Origin of the sequence: Clostridium sp. YIM B02506, from assembly GCF_022324845.1 — a bacterium.
GTDB lineage: Bacteria > Bacillota > Clostridia > Clostridiales > Clostridiaceae > Clostridium_T > Clostridium_T intestinale.
Genome location: NZ_JAKGTG010000019.1, coordinates 1 through 18,539 on the forward strand (window position 1 = coordinate 1; position 18,539 = coordinate 18,539).

23 protein-coding genes are annotated in these 18,539 nt (G+C 27.7%); 5 read left to right on the forward strand and 18 right to left on the reverse strand.

Annotated features, from left to right (window positions below; genetic code table 11):
- Positions 1-289 precede the first annotated feature (289 nt).
- The 8 genes from L1S49_RS14240 to L1S49_RS14275 form a co-directional block, all read right to left on the reverse strand.
- Positions 290-4,021, reverse strand: coding sequence for a metallophosphoesterase (locus L1S49_RS14240; protein ID WP_238905639.1), 3,732 nt, complete (start codon positions 4,019-4,021; stop codon positions 290-292).
- A gap of 327 nt (positions 4,022-4,348) precedes the next feature.
- Positions 4,349-4,513, reverse strand: coding sequence for a hypothetical protein (locus tag L1S49_RS14245; protein WP_238905641.1), 165 nt, complete (start codon positions 4,511-4,513; stop codon positions 4,349-4,351).
- 12 nt (positions 4,514-4,525) lie between these two features.
- On the reverse strand, positions 4,526-4,759 hold the full coding sequence (locus L1S49_RS14250; RefSeq protein WP_238905643.1) for a hypothetical protein: 234 nt from the start codon (positions 4,757-4,759) through the stop codon (positions 4,526-4,528).
- 13 nt (positions 4,760-4,772) lie between these two features.
- Positions 4,773-5,528: a hypothetical protein gene (locus L1S49_RS14255; RefSeq protein WP_238905644.1), complete on the reverse strand. Its 756-nt coding sequence runs from the start codon at positions 5,526-5,528 to the stop codon at positions 4,773-4,775.
- A 210-nt stretch (positions 5,529-5,738) separates the two neighbouring features.
- The gene (locus L1S49_RS14260) at positions 5,739-5,951 is read right to left on the reverse strand and encodes a hypothetical protein (RefSeq protein WP_238905646.1); all 213 of its coding nucleotides are present in this window, start codon (positions 5,949-5,951) and stop codon (positions 5,739-5,741) included.
- Positions 5,939-6,094, reverse strand: coding sequence for a Spo0E family sporulation regulatory protein-aspartic acid phosphatase (locus L1S49_RS14265; protein ID WP_238905657.1), 156 nt, complete (start codon positions 6,092-6,094; stop codon positions 5,939-5,941). The genes L1S49_RS14260 and L1S49_RS14265 overlap by 13 nt, the downstream gene beginning before the upstream one ends.
- Before the next feature lie 61 nt (positions 6,095-6,155).
- The gene (locus L1S49_RS14270; protein ID WP_175550830.1) at positions 6,156-6,305 is read right to left on the reverse strand and encodes a hypothetical protein; all 150 of its coding nucleotides are present in this window, start codon (positions 6,303-6,305) and stop codon (positions 6,156-6,158) included.
- Between the two features lie 51 nt (positions 6,306-6,356).
- Positions 6,357-6,521: a hypothetical protein gene (locus tag L1S49_RS14275; RefSeq protein WP_238905659.1), complete on the reverse strand. Its 165-nt coding sequence runs from the start codon at positions 6,519-6,521 to the stop codon at positions 6,357-6,359.
- Positions 6,522-6,596: 75 nt separating this feature from the next.
- Here L1S49_RS14275 and L1S49_RS14280 point away from each other — a divergent pair, with 75 nt between their 5' ends.
- Entirely contained in the window at positions 6,597-6,860 is a 264-nt protein-coding gene (locus L1S49_RS14280; RefSeq protein ID WP_238905661.1) for a hypothetical protein, read from the forward strand.
- A gap of 4 nt (positions 6,861-6,864) precedes the next feature.
- Here L1S49_RS14280 and L1S49_RS14285 read toward each other — a convergent pair whose 3' ends face one another.
- Both L1S49_RS14285 and L1S49_RS14290 read right to left on the reverse strand, forming a co-directional pair.
- Positions 6,865-7,122 (reverse strand): hypothetical protein, encoded by a 258-nt coding sequence (locus tag L1S49_RS14285; protein WP_238905662.1) that lies wholly within the window; start codon positions 7,120-7,122, stop codon positions 6,865-6,867.
- A gap of 24 nt (positions 7,123-7,146) precedes the next feature.
- The gene (locus tag L1S49_RS14290) at positions 7,147-7,362 is read right to left on the reverse strand and encodes a helix-turn-helix transcriptional regulator (protein ID WP_238905664.1); all 216 of its coding nucleotides are present in this window, start codon (positions 7,360-7,362) and stop codon (positions 7,147-7,149) included.
- Between the two features lie 179 nt (positions 7,363-7,541).
- Here L1S49_RS14290 and L1S49_RS14295 point away from each other — a divergent pair, with 179 nt between their 5' ends.
- The 3 genes from L1S49_RS14295 to L1S49_RS14305 are packed head-to-tail and all read left to right on the forward strand — an operon-like array spanning position 7,542 to position 10,053.
- Positions 7,542-8,000: a hypothetical protein gene (locus L1S49_RS14295; RefSeq protein WP_238905666.1), complete on the forward strand. Its 459-nt coding sequence runs from the start codon at positions 7,542-7,544 to the stop codon at positions 7,998-8,000.
- A gap of 18 nt (positions 8,001-8,018) precedes the next feature.
- A complete protein-coding gene (locus L1S49_RS14300; protein ID WP_238905669.1) occupies positions 8,019-8,486 on the forward strand; it encodes an ImmA/IrrE family metallo-endopeptidase in 468 nt (155 codons plus the stop codon).
- Between the two features lie 55 nt (positions 8,487-8,541).
- Complete coding sequence (locus L1S49_RS14305) at positions 8,542-10,053, forward strand: recombinase family protein (RefSeq protein ID WP_238905670.1); 1,512 nt, start codon at positions 8,542-8,544, stop codon at positions 10,051-10,053.
- 45 nt (positions 10,054-10,098) lie between these two features.
- Here the strand turns inward: L1S49_RS14305 and L1S49_RS14310 are convergent, their stop codons facing one another.
- The 8 genes from L1S49_RS14310 to L1S49_RS14345 form a co-directional block, all read right to left on the reverse strand.
- Complete coding sequence (locus L1S49_RS14310; protein ID WP_238905672.1) at positions 10,099-11,091, reverse strand: sulfide/dihydroorotate dehydrogenase-like FAD/NAD-binding protein; 993 nt, start codon at positions 11,089-11,091, stop codon at positions 10,099-10,101.
- Between the two features lie 134 nt (positions 11,092-11,225).
- Positions 11,226-12,182 carry a methyl-accepting chemotaxis protein gene (locus L1S49_RS14315; protein ID WP_238905674.1) on the reverse strand — a complete coding sequence of 319 codons (957 nt, stop codon included), beginning with the start codon at positions 12,180-12,182 and terminating at the stop codon, positions 11,226-11,228.
- Positions 12,183-12,266: 84 nt separating this feature from the next.
- Positions 12,267-13,826, reverse strand: a complete 1,560-nt coding sequence (locus tag L1S49_RS14320; protein ID WP_238905676.1) for an FAD-dependent oxidoreductase — start codon at positions 13,824-13,826, stop codon at positions 12,267-12,269.
- Between the two features lie 138 nt (positions 13,827-13,964).
- A complete protein-coding gene (locus L1S49_RS14325) occupies positions 13,965-14,708 on the reverse strand; it encodes a nucleoside/nucleotide kinase family protein (protein ID WP_238905678.1) in 744 nt (247 codons plus the stop codon).
- Between the two features lie 181 nt (positions 14,709-14,889).
- Positions 14,890-15,318: a hypothetical protein gene (locus tag L1S49_RS14330; protein ID WP_238905680.1), complete on the reverse strand. Its 429-nt coding sequence runs from the start codon at positions 15,316-15,318 to the stop codon at positions 14,890-14,892.
- 102 nt (positions 15,319-15,420) lie between these two features.
- Entirely contained in the window at positions 15,421-15,933 is a 513-nt protein-coding gene (locus L1S49_RS14335; RefSeq protein ID WP_073016205.1) for a YcxB family protein, read from the reverse strand.
- 118 nt (positions 15,934-16,051) lie between these two features.
- The gene (locus L1S49_RS14340) at positions 16,052-16,711 is read right to left on the reverse strand and encodes an SIMPL domain-containing protein (RefSeq protein ID WP_238905682.1); all 660 of its coding nucleotides are present in this window, start codon (positions 16,709-16,711) and stop codon (positions 16,052-16,054) included.
- 115 nt (positions 16,712-16,826) lie between these two features.
- Entirely contained in the window at positions 16,827-17,468 is a 642-nt protein-coding gene (locus L1S49_RS14345) for a DUF3794 domain-containing protein (protein WP_073016208.1), read from the reverse strand.
- A 389-nt stretch (positions 17,469-17,857) separates the two neighbouring features.
- On the opposite strand from L1S49_RS14345, the gene L1S49_RS14350 reads away from it, so the two are divergent.
- On the forward strand, positions 17,858-18,439 hold the full coding sequence (locus L1S49_RS14350) for a hypothetical protein (protein ID WP_073016210.1): 582 nt from the start codon (positions 17,858-17,860) through the stop codon (positions 18,437-18,439).
- The last annotated feature ends 100 nt before the right edge of the window (positions 18,440-18,539 follow it).

Below are 18,539 nucleotides of genomic sequence, written 5' to 3' on the forward strand. Positions count from 1 at the left end.
TAGCGTTATAAATTAAATATTGATGGGTCAATTTTATTTGCAAAAGTGGGTCAAAAGTAGTTGACAATCTACAAACAATGTTTATAATCATATAAGTTTAAATTGGTATTCATTCATTTTTTATAATATCTTCAGTTATTACAAGGTATTTAAATTCCCCATAATAACTAGCTGTAAATGACCTTAAATATGATCCTGTTATCCCATTTTACTCCTCCTCTATTTTTATAAATAAAATACCGTATTATTTCATTTATATTATGAAATAATACGGTATTTAAATTTTCCTCTATAAATCTAATGAAATTTGCTTAGATTTTTCTTGATTAAGTTTTTTTTCAAGATATTTTTTATCACCCTTTAATAACTTAAAAAGAATCTTAAATATATTTTTATTTTCTTTTTCAATATTTATAGTTAATTTAGTTTTAATATCTAAATAAGATATTTGTGTAAATATTAGAGAAAATGACGATAGTAATCTTAAAAAATCATTTTCATTATTAGCGGTAGTTTGTTTATTAAGAGAGTAATTAAAAAAATCGGAAATAAATTTAGATGAATCTGAATAATTACTTTTATTTATAAAATGCCTATATTCATTAATTGATCTCTTATCAGAATTTGAAAATAAATATTCAAAAATAATAAATAAATGAAAGTATTCAGTATCTTTATCTTTATTTGAAAATCCTTTTAATCTTGGCATCTTCATATATGAATAAGACTTGGATTTAATAGTATCTTTTTGAACATTTTTATAATAATCAACAATGCTATGTATACTATAAAAATATCTTTTAACTAAATCAGGAAGTATTTTAAACTCAATTGAATTCTCAATATTATTAGTTGGAGTTATACAAGTTAATATAAGCTCATTTTCTTCAAAACAAATATAAATTGGGGGCAAAAAATTAATAAACGAATCTATTTTACTTTTTGTATCCAAATTATCTAAAGTAAATTTTAGCATTTTATAATATTGAAAAATGGTAAAGTTATGAGAGGTATAATTTTGAAAAATATTTTTTAATTGTTCTAATAATGCCTCTTTTATTATAGTTTTTTTATTTAATATATTTTCCTTTGAGTTTTCTATTTCTCTAAATGAAACAATTGACTCTCTTGACACATCTAAGTGAGTTAATGATGGTGGAAAATTGTATGTTATTGTGGAGCACCTTGAATTATCTAAAAGTAATGTCCTTCTTGAATCAAAAGCTTCCTGAAGATATATTCCTGAATTTAAAATTGTAATGTCACTATTATGATAAGGCTCTATTTCAAGTAAATTATTAAATGTAATAAAAATACCATAGCATTGCTCAAGCAAATTATTTTCTTTACTATATGATATATCTCCGCTTTCACTTATAAAAACATGTATAACAGCATCTTTTCCATAACTAATTAAATCCATTAAACGTTTTTTTTCAGAAAATTTATGAATTGTATTGGATTCATTATTTATTTTTACTATTATATCAACAGGAAAATCCAAGAATACTTTTTTTATATAATTATTTATCTCTTCAAAATTCATCGAATTTTCTGTAGAACTAGTTTTTTCATATAGAGTTATTGTGGTTCCTATATTTTCATCAGTTGTAACTTTATTTACGAAAAAACAACCATCGAAGTTTGGTATATTAACACAAATAGTATCAGAGTTTTTTTCAAAGTATTTAGTTTTTACATCAACTTCTTCTGCTACCATAAAGCATGATAAAAAACCTATACCAAAATTACTTATTGCATTATACTTTGCGTTTTTATTTTTCTTTAAATCTTCATAATCATGAGATGTATAGAAACTTCGACCTACCCCTGTAAAGTATCGTTCTATATTGTGAAGATTCATTCCTATTCCACTATCTCTAATTGATAAAAATTTAGATTGTACTTCATGTTGCTTGGAAAATTTTTCTGATTCGGTTTCAGTTCTCATTTCAATTGATATATAATCATCAATATTGCTTTTAGGGTCAAGTCTTTTCCTTAACATTATAGCGTCAAAACTATTTTGAATTAACTCTCTAACAAAAACTTCATTTTGTTTATATAAGTTTTTGCCTATAAGTAACTTTAATAAAGTTGGTAGATATGCCTCAAAATTATAATCATTTTGTTCATAGCCGTATTTTTCCACTTTTGTTTTTATATGATATAGTTTTAAACCTATGTTAGCAAATTGCTTTTCATATCTATTTATATTTTCTTCTAAATTTTTAATAATTATTATGGCAACTTTATGAAAAGACGGATTTTTACACTTTAAAGTAATACTTATCTCTCTTCTGTCAGGTATCGAATAAAAACCTATTTTATCTTCAGGAATATTGCTACTATATTGGTTTATATCTACTTTAATATTAATTTTATGCTTGATATGATTAAAATAGATATCTGTGTATTTACTTAAAAACATGTACATATCAGTTATTAAAGTAGTTGCAAGGACAAATGAAGTATAGTTTTTATACTTAATATAAACATCTTTAGTCAGATCTTTATGTACCTGATGATTTTTAATAAAATCAGTTTCTATAAACTTTATAAGATCATTATAATAGGATGTACTAAACTCAAAACTATCGATATATTTTTTCATAAATTTTCTTATACTCTCAATAGAATTAGTCGTTTTATCTTTATATGTGTTTACTCTATAGTGAATAACTATTAATATGAACAAAGATAAATATTTATCCTTTTTTAGGGTAGCAATTACATCAGGAAAATTTAATATGGTATTCTCTACAAAGGCTGTAATTTTTGATATTTCATCATTACTAGATGTAACATCCATTTCTTTTAAATTATTTTCATAATCAATTACCAAAGCACTATTTATTTCCTCTAAGGTTTCTTTTAAAATACCTTTTGAATTTGTTTCTAAAATATCTTTTGGAGGAATTTGAATTATGGGACTAATTTCACATTTATCTTGATTATACTTAAATTTTGTTATTTTAAGTTTATTATTACTTTCACTTTTGTTGAATATTTCAATTATTTGAAACATCCTGTTTGTTATGTCTCTTTTACCAATAGAGCCAGCTGAAATTGCATATATCATATCATTAGGATTCTTAATAAATTGCTCATTAGTTATTGGATTTATTAAATCCATATGTTTATGTCCATGGAGGACTACATTTATTCTATGTTTTAATAATGACTCAATAACTGAAGATGAATTTTTCATTATACTGATATCATTTTTGTTTTTCAACATTACTTCAGGGAATAATTGGAGATGATGATGAAACACAGTAATAATTGTATAAGAATCTATATCATCTATGCTATCCAACAATCGTCTCATATTTACAAGTTGCGAATCGGAAATAAAGCCATAATCTAAATAATTATTTTGCGTTTTAGAATTTATACTTTTTAAGAGATCTTCTTTTAACGATTTAATATCTAAATCAGGATTATTTTTAATAACTTCAAATTCATGAAAGTTTGTTTTGTTAATAATATTGCTCATTTGATTCTGCGTGTTTACATCCTGTGAAACACATGCAGAATTTAAACTCAAAATTGCTATTTTATTTTCTTTAAATAGATTTATAGAAATTAAATCATTTGCTGAATTATATTTTTCATATAGTTTATACTTGTCCATATACAATGAATCGCCATAAAATTTTCTTAAAAAGTTGGTGTAGACACTAAAATCTGCTTCTTTAGTGGTTCTTATAACATCATGATTTCCAGGACAAAAAATCACATTTTCTTTTTCAATTAAAATTTTATCAGCCTCAAGATTAGATAAAAGAGTTTCAAAAAAATCTATTGCATCATTAACTAAATTATCTCTTTCTTCAATTTTTGAAATTTTACTACCTTCAAAAATATCGCCACTAACGACTATAGTATCAACTCTAGATATTGATTTTTTATTTTCGGCTATTTCATTTGCGATTTTAAGAGCTAAATTTTTTACATCGTTATCGTATACACAGTCACCTATATGTATATCAGATATATGAAGTATCTTTATACTCATAATCTCAACCCCCTATAATATTAATATCAATATTATAACAGATTATTAAATTTTTACATATATATTAAGGCCTTTAGCAATCATGTTATTAGTTTTTTTAGTAATAAAATATTTAAGCATAATTATTTTTATTCTATCAAATTTTGAAAAAATTTATATCCCTATATTTAAATATTTTTAAGAATAAATATTCTAATATTCTTAAGAATATATAGTATTCATGCGTATTCTAGGGGTTTCACTTGTTTTAAATACCGTATTATTTAATTTTCAAAGAACATCAAAAAAATTACCTCGCCTCCTCTTCTCTCTCAGGAATAAATCATCTCACCATTTATAATTCCTTCTTCTTCTCTCTGTACTAAGCCTTCTATTTATTCTTAAGCTATTTTCTATTGAATAGCTTTTAGCTTCTTTTTCACCTTTTTCTTTTAATTTCTTCTTCTTTTCATCTCTATCATTAACATATTTCATAAAATCTGCTAGACTCATGTTTGCCTCCTCCTAGTACCAGGTATTAGGACCAACTACATGAAGCCACTCTTTTTTACCTAAAATAATGTATTCAAATCTCAAATAGTCTTTTGATTTGACTTTTGAAATCTTTAAAGGAATTATTGTTTCTCTGGTGTCTTTCTCCCAGGAGTCTAGAAAATTATTTAGAAATCTACGGAACATGTCCTGGCTAACTTTTAAGCTATTAAATCCTTTTATTTTTTCAACTTTTATTTCAAACATGATAACTCCTCCCTTATTCTAATTTCCTCATTTTTAAATACATATAGGTACCGCCTACTATGTCATTTACTTGTACATCACATTTAGTAAAGATGTATCCAGGATAAAGTTTTTCAAATAGAAATTTATCATCTGGGTATTTAGACATTTCTTCTATTTTTCTTTTGCTGAATCTGAAGTCATTAACTTTTACTGTAGGGGTTTTTAGATTTTTGGATTGAGTCCATCTTTTTGAACCTTTAGGATCTTTAGTGATGTATTTACCTAGAGCTTCATATCCAAACTCATCTGATTTAAGTCTGTCTGCATTAGCTCTTCCTTTTCCCCATAGATTTTCTATTACATCTCTATCCATATCACTTAGTACTACATGATGATGAATCCTTATAGGCTTCTTTCCCTCTTCCTGATCTCTGTACTCTATTACTGCTATATATTTTAATTCTGGTAATCCATTTTTCTTTCTATAATGTTTAACTCTTCTTAAAAAGTTTGTTACATCTCTCCTGGCTTCTTTTTCACTCTTGGGTAAATATCCATACTTATATGTGAGATGTAATACTAAGTCTCTATCAGTAAAGTTATTATTTAAAAGTCTGGTTAAGTTTCTTCTAGCATTTTTATCATTAAGATTTTTCTGCTTAGGTAAGGACTCCTTAATTTTCTGTTTCCTCTTCTTATTTCTCTCTTGTAAACTTATTGGATAATAATCTACTTCTAAATATTTACCCCCTTCTCCTGTATAAACTTTTTTCTCTCTATATGGCACTTCTATCCCTCCTACCTTTAATCTCTTCTCTTTTTATAACTGCTTAGTTGAAAAGATAATACCTATTACAAGGCCACTAAAGCCCTATAATGTAGCAAGTTTTTATTGTTTTAGTGCCAACTATATGGTAAAATATTCATATAGATTTGCACTTGATTTCTTTTAAAGAAAACACATTACGCTACCGCCAAGTAAAAGTAATGTGTTTTTTCATGTATTTAAATATTCTTTTTTCCTATACCTGCAGAAGATGAGGCTTGTCCTATCATCTAAGTATCTACACTTCATACAGTGAGACATACAAACTACTCCTTCACATCTTGGGCAATGAACCCATGAATTAACTGCTGAACCTTCTTTGCAGCATATAAGACACTTGTTGTCATTTATAAGCATCCAATCATTCTTTGCTACTGCATACATTCAGCTCTTTCTCTCTGCTCTATTGATATTAATTGATCTAGTTCTTCACTTAGCTTTAAACTTTCAGGATCTAATGTAGAATGATTAATAAGATGCTCATCTAACTCTTTCTTTAACTGTTCAATCTTTTTATTTCTATCCATAATTAACTCCTATATTTACAAATACATTATTATGTTAAGTTTTGGGACAAGGCTATTCAGCCTAGTTATCCTTATGCTTCTCTTCTATCTTTTTATCTTTGTTAAATAGTTCTGGATACTTGAAATAAACATCAATTAACATTTGAGTCCAAATAGTACTGACTTTACTCAAGTCTCCCACTATTTCAACTTCTATTTCCTCGTATTTCATAGTGATCCCCCTTGTAGTGCTGATATATTATATGAATTTTAAAGATTTCTGTTACTTATTTTTTGATAAAGATCTTTCAAGCTCAATTGCAAATAATCCATGTCCGGGACATTTTTCTAAGCCACAATTATAAGGTTTATGTTTTATCCAACAGTTAGGACATACTTCATTGAGCTTTTCTCCTGTTTCAGATGAAAAGTTGGCTTGCTTCTCCATCTCTTCACGCTCCTTTTAGTTTGTTTGTTCCTTTCTGCAAAATATGGTAAAATTTTGTTGAAAGGGGGTGTCTAAATGAGTAAAGCTCTAATTACTTTTTCTAATGGAGAAATTTTAGAAGTAAGAGATGGTCAATTAATTTCTACAATAACCCAACGTATTGACGAAAATGAAGAAATTACTGTATCTCATTCTCCAAGTTATACATTGTGGAATCATACTCATGATGGATTAACTACAGCAATTTGTGAGATGCTTTGCAGATGTGACTTTTTTAGCCCATCTGATTCAGCTAAAATATATTTTTCTAAATCTGTAGTAAGCATAGAAAATATATAAAATACTATGGACGATTTGTTAGTGGCAAATCGTTCACTTCTTTATCTAAAAGCCTTTTTGATTCAGCTATTAGTGCTGCATTAACAAACTTATTACTATCACGAGTAAATCTGATTTGTTTATCAAATAATTCTAATTTGCTGTACAATTCTTTATAAGTACTACAATTTATCTTTAGTTCTTTAATTAATTCCTCTGCTTTTTCATTAGTAAAACTATTAAGTTCAGCATATATAGACTCTAATTTTAGGTAGTTTTCCACCTCTTCACTCCCCTTTCATATAAATTAATGTCTTAAATCTATATCAGATTGATGGAATAGAATTTCAAGTGGAATATCAACTTTTAAAACACTTTTTATTTCTTTAGCTTCAGATAAAGTTATAGGAGACTTTCCATTAAGCTTTAATGATATGGTTCCAATTGTAAGATTTAATTTCTTAGCCAAGTCTTTTCTTTTTATATTTTTTCTTCTTAATTCTGCTTCTAAATTGCTAAACAAAATAATCACCTCCTAAAATTATTAACGAAAATCCGTTAACTATAATTACATTATATACGTATTTGCGTTAATGTCAATTATATATTAACGAAAAAACGAAAAAAATAATGTTTTTTTCATTTTCATTATTGAAAAATCGAAAATATTGATTTACTATATCTTTAGGAGGTGTATTAAAAATGGAAAATGTTGAAGAGTCTTTAAAAGAATTAATTTTAAGTAGATACAAAAGTTTAAGAGAGTTTACTTTAAAGATAGAAATGCCATACTCTACACTAGACACAATATTGAAACGTGGTGTAGATAAAGCTAATATTATCAATATTTTAAGGATATGTGATGAATTGAATATTAGTGCTGATAAATTAGCAAATGGATTTATCGAAAGTAAAACTATAAATATGAAAGATCTAGATGAAAAAACAACAATACTAGTTAACAATTTTAATAAGCTAAACGACTTAGGTAAAAAAGAAGCTAATAAAAGAGTTTCTGAGCTAACTGAAATATCTAAATATATAGATGAAAATACTATAACTACTTTCGCTGCTCATGATGATGGACTTGATCCAGATAAAGCTAAAGAAAGAATGGAAAAAGCTAAGGAAATATTTAAGCAAATGGATGAGGAAAAGTAATCGCAAGGAGGAGATTACATGACAAAGTACGAAGAATTTTTGATTAAGGCTGAATCTTTAGGTGTAAGTGTTAAGGAAATTGACTTTGGTGATGATGAAGAATGTGGCTACTACTCTGACTCTAAGGTTTTGATAAATAGTAATTTAACTGAAAGTCAAAAGCTTAGTGTTCTTGCAGAAGAGCTAGGCCATCATATTTATACTTATGGGGATATAACAGATCAGTCTAAGATTGAAAATAAGAAACAAGAGAAAGTTGCTCGTAACTGGGCTTATGAAAAACTTATTGGCATTATTGATATTATAAATGCTTTTAATAAAGGCTGTAGAAATTTCTATGAGATGGCTAACCACTTAGATGTAACTGAAAAGTTCTTAAGAGATGCCATCGAATATTATAGAAATAAATATGGCCTTCTTTTGAAAAAAGATAATTATATTGTTTATTTTGATCCTAATTTTGGAGTTTTAAAGATGTTTAAATAAAGCTTCATAAAATCCCTTTTATCATAATAAATAATATAGTATGTGAGGTGATTTCATGCTAAGGATAGCAATCTACTCTAGAAAATCAGTTTATAGAGAGCAATCAATTTCTATAGAGTCTCAGATTGAGTTATGTAAAAAGTATTTTGAGGGTAAGGAATGCTCTTTTGAGATTTATGAGGATGAAGGTTTTTCTGGTGGAAATACTAGTAGACCATCATTTCAAAGAATGATGAATAAGATTAAATCTAAGTTATTTGATGTTGTTGCAGTTTATAAAATAGATCGTATGTCTAGAAATCTTTTAGACTTCTGGGATACCTATAGTTTGATAAGCAGACATGGAGTTCAATTTATAAGTATTTCTGAAAATATTAATACCACTACTACTATTGGCCAGATGATAATGCTTCAGTATGCAGGTATGGCAGCTCTTGAAAGAGATAATATCAAGCAAAGGGTTAAGGATTCCATGGAGAGCCTTGGTAGAATGGGTAGATGGTCTGGTGGAACTCCCCCAACTGGATATAGAGTTGTTGAGGTTGAGCAGCATGGTAAGAAAGCTAAGTACCTAGAATTAGATGAAGCTATAGCTCCAATGATAGAAAGAATGTTTAAGCTCTACTCTACTGGATCAACTATATATGAAATACAGAAAGCTCTAAATGTTCCTAACAAGACAATATTAAATATATTAAGAAATCCAGTTTATTGTGAGTCTGATTATGTATCAGCTAAATATCTTGAATTACAAGGCTACAGTGTTTATGGTGAAATAAACGGTAATGGTTATCTACCATATAATCGTAGACAAAGAAAAGACGGTAAGAAAGAAACTAAAAGTAAAGATCAGCTAGTTTCTGTAAGCAAACATAAAGCTATTATTGATTCTAAACTATGGGTAAATGTTCAAGAGAAATTAAATGAAAAAGCTAGTGATCCTAAGCCTAGAATAAGTGATAAAACTTTCTTGGCCCACCTGGTTAAATGTAAATGTGGATCTGGAATGTTTGTTTATCCAGGAAAAACTAAAAAAGATGGCTCAACTGTCATATACTTTAGATGTAGCGGTAGGAAAAATGGATCAGAATGTAATTCTAAGTTTTTGAGAGCTGATTTTGTAGAAAAGAAGGTTTTAGAATCTTTAAGCAATATAGAACTTGATAAGAGTTTGTTTAATACTTCTGATATGTCTAAGTATGATTCGCAGATTAAAAGCTTAAATAAAAACTTAGTTAAAAATAAGAAGATGATTGATAACTTATTAAATAGATTGGCTCTTGCTAGTGATGATATTGCTAAGAGCATATTAGATAAAGTTGAAGATATTAATTCTGAAAATAAGAATTTAGAATTTAAATTATTAGAACTTGAAAGATTGAATTTAGAATCTATGAATACTAAAAATAATAAAGAAGCCTTTTATGCTCAGGTTAAGTCTATACTAGATACATTCGATACTCTACCAGTATCAGAGCAACAAAAAATGATATCTACCATCATTAAAAACGTGGTATGGGATAGTGATACTAAGAAGATTCGTCTAGAAATTTTTGAAGGTATTTAGTCTGGGCTGTACAGCCAGCCCATCCACCGCCAATAACGAGAACTTTCATATAAATCTCCTTCCTTCAAAAATATTTCTTGGATCTGATTGTACTTTGCATAGCCTTTTAACTACGTGACCTGCAAAACGAGCAGTACAACTTCCACAAACCCCTTCACCACAACACATCTTGGAATTATTGCAACAAGATAAACTAACATCAGCTGCTTTTATAGTATCTAAGAAATTCATAACATTGAAAGTAAGTATATCCGCTCCACCACAATGTATTAGATTAACATTATCTTTTTCTATAGAATCTCTTATAATAGTTTTACATTTATCAGTAAGTTTTCCTGTTTCCAGAAGGTTAGCTTCCGTATAGCTTAGATTCAAAGACGATAATAAATCATCTACATATACTTCTTTATAAGGAGCTCTATCAATTATAATATTTAAGTTATTATTTTGTTTTTGAAGTGCTTTTATAACAGGTATCATAGGAGCTATACCTATACCCCTGGCAAGTATTAAACAATTAGAATTTACAGTGTTTTTTATATTTTTCAGTCCAAATACACCATTCCAATAGGGGCCTCTAATAACTAACGGATCATTAGCTTTAGCAGTTAATAACCTCTTAGTTTTAATTCCTCTTACTTCAATTAATATAGAGGCAGTATTATCATCTATATTGCAGTTCATTATAGATATAGGAACATCAAAATAGAAATTTTCATCAGTTCTTAGGAATATATAACTACCTGGATTCATTAAATCTAAAGATAAATCCTCAGGTAAAGAAAATTTTATATATAATAAGTCTTTTTCGTAAAGTTCGGCCTCTAATATATTACAAGTATAAGTTTTTCTTCCTTCTTTTGCTTTTTCTCCGTTAGCTATCCATCCTTGATATATACATACTCCTTTCCAATTTAAACAATCACAAAAGCATTCACCATGAAGTTGTGAACATAAGATACATTCCCCAGCTTCAGCTAAATGACAAGGACAAAATTTTGTGCCTGAATCTATACAATCTATTTTTTCACCTTTCATTTTTCCTCCATAGAGAGTACTCTATTAATAATTTATTTAAATAAAAAGATATTGTTACAAAAATTTCAATATGGCTTAAATGAGATAGTTGACATAAAATAAATAACTACCACCTAGCTTTAGGTGGTAGTTATTTATTTTACAATATTAATTTCATAAGAAGATAACTTCTCCTTTATATCTAAAAGCTGAGAATCTACTAAGCTAGCTTCATCTATATGATTTAGTATAGTATCAGTAGTTATTTTGAGAATATCGTAAATATCATTAATTTCAAGATGCATATCCTCTATATTAGTTATTTGAGAATTAAGAGTTTTAATAACCTCTTTTACTCTTTCATCTACTAAATATATATGTGATAAACTTTCATCAACCTTATTTACAGCAATATTAGAGGCTTTTACACCTTCTTGAATTACGGAACTAGATTTATAGGAGTTGTTTAACACCGTTTTAGTATCACTTTTTATACTTTCAATTAAAAGGGATATATCAGTAGTACTTTTTTTAGTCATTTCTGATAATTTTCTTATTTCAACTGCAACAACAGAAAATCCTTTTCCATGTTCGCCTGCTCTAGCTGCTTCTATAGCTGCATTAAGAGCCAAAAGATTAGTTTGAGTAGCTATGTTAGTTATTAAACCAACTATTTCATTAACCTTGTTGAATCTAGACACTAGTTGATTTATACTGCTCATACTGTTTTGGTTTTCTAATTGAAGAGTTTTTATTATGCTAGACATCTCTTCAATAGCGATTTTTCCTTCTTTAGATTTAATCACTGAAGCATTAGTTGTGATATCTAAATTCTTACTTTCAGAATGAAGATTTTGAGTTGATATATTTGTTTTATCGGCTAAACCAGATAAGTTACTCATATGTAATTTTATCTTGTCTGCAAGTTTGGATAATGAGTTATGTTGGTTATTTACAACATGATGTTGACTTACAGTTTTCTCTAATAAAGCTTTTATAGATTTTATAAAAGTAACTATATCACTATCTTTTTTTTCTGTGACTTTAGTTGTTTCTTTAAGTTCTTCCTTAGAAACAGATTTCTTTTTTGGTTTAATAAAATTTATAAGCATACTACTTCCTCCATATTTCTATAAGAAATAGTATAATGCTTTAAAAAGTTTATAAATATGATTCATATCACATTAATAAAATAATTATACAAAATTAGGATGTATTTTATTGGTACCTTCTTTATAATGATTTAATTTGTGGGTAGCGGGACCTTCTAAGATTTCTCCATCATAAGAAAATCTTGATCCGTGACACGGACAATCCCAAGATTTTTCTGCATCGTTCCATTTTAATTCACATCCTAAATGTGTGCAAGTTATATCAACTAGATGAAGCACCTCATTTTCATCTTTGTATGCACCGTATTTATTACCATCTATATCAACAACCTTGCCTTCCCCTATTTTTAAAGTAACCTTAGTTTCTCCACCTTTTAATTTCCCCATAACTAATTCTTTAGCAACATCAAAGTTTTCTGTAACGATGTTTTTATATGCACGTAAAGTTAGTGATCTAGATGGATTATACACTTCTTCCCAAGGATTATTTTCTGATAGAATTTTATCTACAAGTATTCTAGCGGCAGCTGTTCCATTTGTCATACCCCATTTTCCAAAACCTGTAGCCACGTATATGTTTTTATCTGATAAAGATAGATTACCAACATAAGGTATTTTATCCAGAGTAATATAATCTTGGGCTGACCAATTATATAAAAAATCTTCAACTTTAAAGGTATCTTGAGCAAATTTCTGTAAATTAGAATAATGAGTGCTGAAGTTTTCTCCATGAGCGACTTTATGTCCATCTCCGCCTATTAGGATTAGTTGTTTTCCTTTGTTATTTTGGTATCTTAAAGAACGTGTTGGTTTTTCGGCGCTTATAAACATGGCATTAGGAAAAGCTTCTTTTATATTAGCGGCTACGATATAAGATCTCTCTGGTCTAAGCCTTGCTAAATACAAACCCAACCCATCATAACATGGAAAATGTGAGGATATTATAACTTTAGACGCAGTTACTTTTTTTCCTGCATTAGTAGTTATTATGATAGAGTTCCCTTTTTCTATGTCTAAAACACTTGTATTTTCAAAAATACAATTACATTCCTTTGATAGATAGTTAGCTAACTCTAGAAGATATTTTCTAGGATGGAATTGGGCTTGGTTTTCAAATACTAGAGCATTTTTAATAGGAATATTTATAGGAAGGGAATTAGTTACTTTAGCCTCTATTCCAATACTAGAGGCAATCTCTGCTTCATTTTCTATTTTCTTAATATATGAATCATCATTTGTGTATACATATGCTGGTAATCTTTCAAAATCACATTCAATTTTATGAAGATTTATTGTATCTTCAATAAAGTTTATAGAAGATTGGTTTGCGTCTGCGTATTGTTTTGCGTGTTCTATGCCAGAGGAATTTTTAATAGTTTCATATATAAGATTGTGTTGAGAAGTCACTTTTGCGGTTGTGAAGGCACTAGTTCCTTGAACAATTTGACTGGCTTCAAGTATAGCAAAGTTAACTCCTTTATTTTTTAATAGATATCCTGCAGTTATTCCAACCATTCCGCCACCAATAATAGCGACATCAACATTTATATCATCTTGAAGTGATGGATAATTAGTAGTATCAGTAGAATCTATCCAATAAGATTTTAGGTATTTATGAGCATTTGGCAAATCATTATGTTTCATAGTACTACTCCTTTCATAATTACAATTATTATTTGATTATTTTGCCAAATTATTCACTCACCTTATTACTGTGCACTTAATTAAATTTCTTTTAATATTATACTTTATTATGTGAAATAAGAATTTTATAAAATTTTATCATAAATCTGTTTTTAAAGAATATTCTCCTGATTCTAAGAGTCTTATAGTAACATCAGAACTTAATCTATGTTCCATAACTCTATTTACATTTTTACTGTCAGTTCTTTCGTAGAATTCAAGTGCTTGATTATATGTACTTCCTCCTTTTAATTTTCGTTTAATTAATCTATCCTTTAATATGTCACCAGCTGCCTCAATGAAGATACTATAATCACATAATTCTTTTAGTTTGTCCCATTTATTTTCTGCAAGTAAAAGCCAGTTACCTTCTATAATGACAATATCTGAAGTTACTTCAATAGCATCGGATATTGGATCATGTAAAGTTCTATCATATATAGGCCATTTTAAATTTTTATTTTTAAGAGTATTAATAGTCTTATATAAACTCTCAAAATCAAAAGTTTCAGGCATCCCTTTTATATCATATAGAATATATTCTTTGCTGTTAATAGTAGCTCTATGATTTTTCAAATAGCTATTAGTATAATGAAACCCATCTAAAGATAAAGCTTGCACATAAAAAAAATCCGTTAACTTTTTACTCAACTGCTCTAAAAACAAAGCCAATGTAGATTTACCTGTAGCTGGTGGTGCAGCTAGAAACACTATAATACGATTATTACGTTGTCTCCTTATGGATATTAATTTATTCAATAAAGGAATAAATATTTTCTTTATTTCACTTTCTGAATAAGTAATATTATACTTAATGCCATTAACTTCTAATTCTAAATTCAAAATACCTACCTCGTTTATCAAATATTTTAATTTTGTACTAGATTAAAGTGATCTTTCAATTTCGAGGAATATATATAGATAACTATATAACTATATATAGTGTTCATGCGGGTTTGGGACCCATGATCAATATTTTATTCAAAAAGCTATGCAATAAACTATTTGCATAGCTTTAGAATTTTTATAAAATTTTTTTTAACTCATCAATATTTTTTTGCTCAAATTGTAGTAACTTGTTAGCTAAACCTAATATTGTTTGATCTTGACTCTTATACTCTTTAATTTTTTTAGTTATATCAATTATGCCCATAGTACTACCTTGGATTAACATCTCTGCCATATGTGAAGGAGTTTTGTTTATTAAGGTATTAAAGTTTATAGATATATAAGTAGAAACTTTAGTTAATGTACCTATGCTCTTTGATTCTTTGTTATTAGATTTTAATTTTTCATCTGCTTCATTAAAGATACTATTATATTCATTTAATTGAGACTTTAGGTTGTTTTTAAAATTTTCATCTGTAGTCATCTTTATTAGCTGAGTTAATGTATCTTTTCCCATTTCAGAATTTTGATAGATATAATTTAATAATTCTATATTTCCATCCATATAAAATCACCTCCAAAAATAATTTTAACTAAATTAGTTAAATTTATTCTCATAGAAAATAATTAAAAGACCACTTTCAGCAAAAAAATGGTCTCTTATTGATTAATCTATTTGTGGATTTTCAAAGTTAGCAAAAAGAAAATTTTTAAATGTATCATGCTCAGTTGGATCTTTAAAAAATCTTTCGGGAATTAATATGCTTTGAGATCTACTTACATAAAATATGTATAAATTATTGTATTTTAAAGAATCAGTTACATCCTTCCAATAATACTGACGTCCACCTGACTCTGATTGAACATGTATTCCATTCTTATTTATAGTGTATATGTAATTGAATTTATTTGAAGAATTCTTTTTAAAACTTCTTTTTGTTTTAATGCTTGTAGCTATATATATTGCTATATAAACGAATACAGAACCCAATAAAGAAGCTATAACAACAAACGTAACGCCATATCTCTTATAAAATAAAATACCATACATAACTAGAAATGATATAAATACAATTGCTACCATCCTTTTGAAAATATTACGCATATAAATTTTATTAAGATCACTGTAATCAGTAAGAGATAAGGTTCCTTTAATTTTGATATCTTTTTTTGAATCCAATTTAACTACTCTCCTTGTAAAATTATTATTGCTAAATACAAGTAGATTTTATCATAGATACTAAATTAAATAAACAAAAGTATTTAGTAAATATAAACTAAATACTTTTGCAAAGGCTTTAAATATAAACAAATACTGCTTCTATAATGGCTTGTATAGAAGTCTCCCCTGCTTCCATAGGTGTAGAATTTGATGTTTTTAATGCTAATGATGGTGAGAATTCGTTACTTATATGAGTCTTTTCGACTATTTTTAGTGGTAATATATTAACTTTTGCTTTTAGTTTACTAGACATTATAATAGCTTTATTTTGAGCATCTTCAATAGCTAGTTTCAAAGCTTGATTGTAGTATTTTGTTGTATCAGAAATAACAAAATTAATTTTATCTATAAAATTAGCCCCTTTATCTACAGAAACATCTATAACCTCACCTACAGAATCTATGTCGGTAACTGAAATTTTTAAATAGTTACTTACTTCGTAGCCTCTAAAGATTTCTTTTCCATCTACATAGTCGTTTTTTATTCTTACAGTGTAATTTGTAGTTTGCATATCACTAGATTTAATTCCCATGTTAGTTAGTGATGAAATTATTCCGTTGACTATTCGAGTATTTTCATTCTGAGATTCTTTTAACTTTACGTTCTCTGTTATAACGCCTATAACTACCTGAGCTATATCAGGCTTTACATTTACAATGCCCTCACCCATTACTTTTAATATATTGCCAGGCTTTTTTAAATCAAAATTATCTATAGGATATCTATAATTATACATACTCACCATTCCTTTTTATAAATAACTATTAAATAATATGCTATTTCTTTGTAAAAATACGAGATTTTAAAAAATAAAGGTAGTCCGAAGACTACCTAAAAATAGTATTAAACAATTATATTGATAAATGGGAATCTTTTGTGATTTTTAATTCTACACGAACAAGAACTCTTTCAAGAATTCTGTTATAGGTTACAGCCCATTCAGGAGCACCTGCAGCTACTGGATTTGGATCCAATAATTCATCTGATGTTCCTTCAACAAATGCATCCAATATCTCTACGTCATAATGCTCTCTGTGATGGCATTTGTTGCAGTTTGCTCCGTAAGCATCAGAATAATCACTTACAGGTTCACATGTTTTTACTTCCACAAAAGTACTAAAAGGTATTCTTGTTGTAAAGTGATATACTGGACCGTTTATATCAGCTGCAGTGAAATCTGTTATAGTTTTATAGTTGATGTTTTTATCTATATATCCATCAACGATTACTTTTGCAGAATGTTCACCTTTTTTGCTGCAAATTGGTATTAACTTTGTGCTTGTTATAACAACAAATTCATCAACGCCTATTATGCGGAAAACAGATGGACTTGGTGGGGATATTAATAAATCTGCTATAACTAATTCTTGTTTTTCACCCCAACCTATAACAACTGGAGTTTGGATTAATCTTTTGCATTCAGGTTTTTTAGGCTGACATTTTCCTCTTTGAGTATATTGACTTCTATAACATTGATTTGTATTACATGCCATAATTATTTCACTCCTCATATAAAATAATGTCTCGATAAAATAAAAGAGTTTTTATCGAATTTTGTCATTAGCTATTTATATTACATTATATTCTCAGGTGTCGTAAATGACACAAATTATGTGTTTTATAAAACAAATTTTTTTAATAATTTTAATTGTATTAAATTACCAAATATAGCTATAATATGCTTTTGATTAAATCACGGCTTTAGGATAATTGTTAAATTAGTATTAAAATGTAATGAGTTTAAGAATTTTTTTAAAGAACTTCCGTAACAAATATCTAAAGAATAAAAAAGAATGTATAATGCTGGTTTCATATTCACACAATATTAGGGCAGTAAAGCCTAATAAGGATTAATAAATATAAATATGAGGAGGAAATTATAGTGAAAAAGATATTAAGTATTATTGCAACATTGGTATTAAGTTTATCTATATTGGCGGGATGTGGTAAAGCTAATACAGATACAACTAAAGACACGAAAACTGAAGATACTAAAAAGGATGAAACTACAGATGTAGTAACAACTCCTTCAATAGTTAATAAGGAAGAAGATTTTGATAAAGCAATAAGTAAGGATGGAACATGGATTATTGCTATTCTTAATGATTTAACTATTGATCATGATATAGCATTAGAAGGTGATTTTAAAAATGGTAAAAAAGATGAACAAGGAAATGAAACATACCAACGTAAACTAGCTCTTTATGCTCAAGATGCTAATAAGAAAGTTACTGCTAGATATACTCTTACAGCACCTAAATTAGCTATAAATAGTTTAAATGCTAGAATACAGAGCGGTACTTTCAAAGGAGATTTATATGTAGCTTCAAAAAACTTTGAGCTTGTTGATGCAAAAGTTGACGGAAATATATATTTTGTAAATGAAGAGGCTCAATCAACTTTTAAAATGGATGAAAAGAGTTCGGTAACAGGAAAAAAAGAACTAAAAATACCTAATAGTTAGTTAATATATCCTAAAATAGAAAAAACACTTCTATTTTAGGATATTTTTTTGTTGTATAGGAAATTATAAAATCATATTAATTTAGATAATAAAATTATTG